Here is a 1,561-nt window from a genome sequence, read left to right on the forward strand (position 1 = left end):
CAGCGGAATCGGCTCCTCCGTCATGGTGCTGCCTTTGGAGAAGGTGGCGGCCACAGCCCATCATCGCGGATGAGAGCCTGGGTAGACAACGCTCTGGGCCAGCAGGGGGCTGGAACCGGTCTGCCCAGCCTGTCCTGAAGGTCTGCAATCTGCTGAAGGTCTGCAATTTGAGATAGAGTAAGCGCGGGATGTCCTGAGCCAGGGATCCCTGGATACCGCTTTCTACAGGATGCTTTATGCAGGTGGCTTCTCGAGCAGTTGGCGGCACAGCGCCTTTGGCCCCCCGCCTTTTGGCTCTGGTGCCGGGCGGGATTGGGGATCAGATTTTGTTTTTTCCCACCTTGGCCAGTTTGCGGCAGCGCTTTCCGGAGGCGGAGCTGGAGGTGCTGGTGGAGCCGCGGGCAGCAGGGGCTTATGAGGTTTGCCCTTCGGTGAGTCGGGTGCTGACTTTTCCGTTCAAAGAACAGCTGTCGTTGGGGGATCTCAGCGACCTGCTGGGGCGCATTCGGGAGCGGCAGTATGACGGGGTGCTGAGCCTGGGCCGAAGCTTGGGGGTCAAGCTGTTGTTGTGGCTGACCGGCATTCCCAAGCGGGTGGGCTATGCGCCGCCGGGGCCGGGGCGACCTTGGCTGACCGACCCGGTGCCCCTGAAGCCAGCCCAGTATGCGGCCCAGATGTACCACGACCTGGTGCAGGGGTTTGGCATTGCTGCGCCGGCGGGGTTGCCCCAGATTCGTCTGAAAAAAGCAGACCTGGAGTGGGCAGAGCAGGAACGCAAGCGCCTTTTGGGGGATGCCGCTCAAGATTATGTGCTGTTGCATCCGGGGGCCAGCCAGCTGTCGCAGGAGAAGGGAATTCAGAAGATCTATCCCTCTGCCAACTGGGTCAAGGTCATCAAGGGTTTTCGGGAGCAGCGGCCGGAGCTGCCGTTGGTGCTGGTGGTGGGGCCAGAGGATGAGCAGCTGGCGGAGGGCTTTCTGGCGCAACTGCCGGAGCTGCCGGTGAGCCGTCCTGTCCGGCTGGGGCAGCTGGCGGCTTTGATTGGGGGGGCGACGCTGCTGTTGTGTGTGGACAGTGCTCCTATGCACTTGGCGGTGGCTACCCAGACGCCGCTGGTGGCGTTGTTTGGGCCCACCGACCCGCTGCGGTTGCTGCCTTCAGAGGGGCCGTTTCGGGCGGTCAAGGGGGCCGATGGGAAGGTGGAGTCGATTGCCCCCGAGCAAATTCTGCAGGTGATCTTTCCGGCCTAGAGCCAAGGTTTTCGTGGCAGCAACCCAGTCCAGTTTCTCTGCAGGCGGACCGAGAAGCCTTCTAGCCTGGGAGATGTGTCCCTGTCTGCTTTTAGCCGGCGGGAGAGCTTGCTTTGTCACCTTGGCTCTCCTAGGCTTGCTGGCGAGCGACCGTAAGGCAGTCAGCATTGCTGTTGACCGGGGGAACTTCTGCCCTCTTGGGGGAAAGGGGCTGGGGAAGTAGGGGATTCTCATGCGGACGAAGGGACTTGAACCCTTACGCCTTGCGGCACTAGATCCTAAGTCTAGCGCGTCTGCCGTTCCGCCACGTC

Annotated in this window: 1 protein-coding gene; it reads left to right on the top strand. The window is 62.3% G+C overall.

Annotated elements, in window-relative coordinates; translation table 11 throughout:
• The first annotated feature begins 236 nt into the window (after positions 1–236).
• Positions 237–1,250: a glycosyltransferase family 9 protein gene (locus tag ACVWVQ_RS14235; protein ID WP_457509082.1), complete on the top strand. Its 1,014-nt coding sequence runs from the start codon at positions 237–239 to the stop codon at positions 1,248–1,250.
• Positions 1,251–1,561 lie beyond the last annotated feature (311 nt).

This window comes from Thermostichus sp. MS-CIW-36, assembly GCF_054059035.1.

Bases quoted from the DNA above. Each gene is read 5' to 3' on its own strand.
- ACVWVQ_RS14235 (WP_457509082.1), top strand. From the start codon at position 237: ATGCAGGTGGCTTCTCGAGCAGTTGGCGGCACAGCGCCTTTGGCCCCC.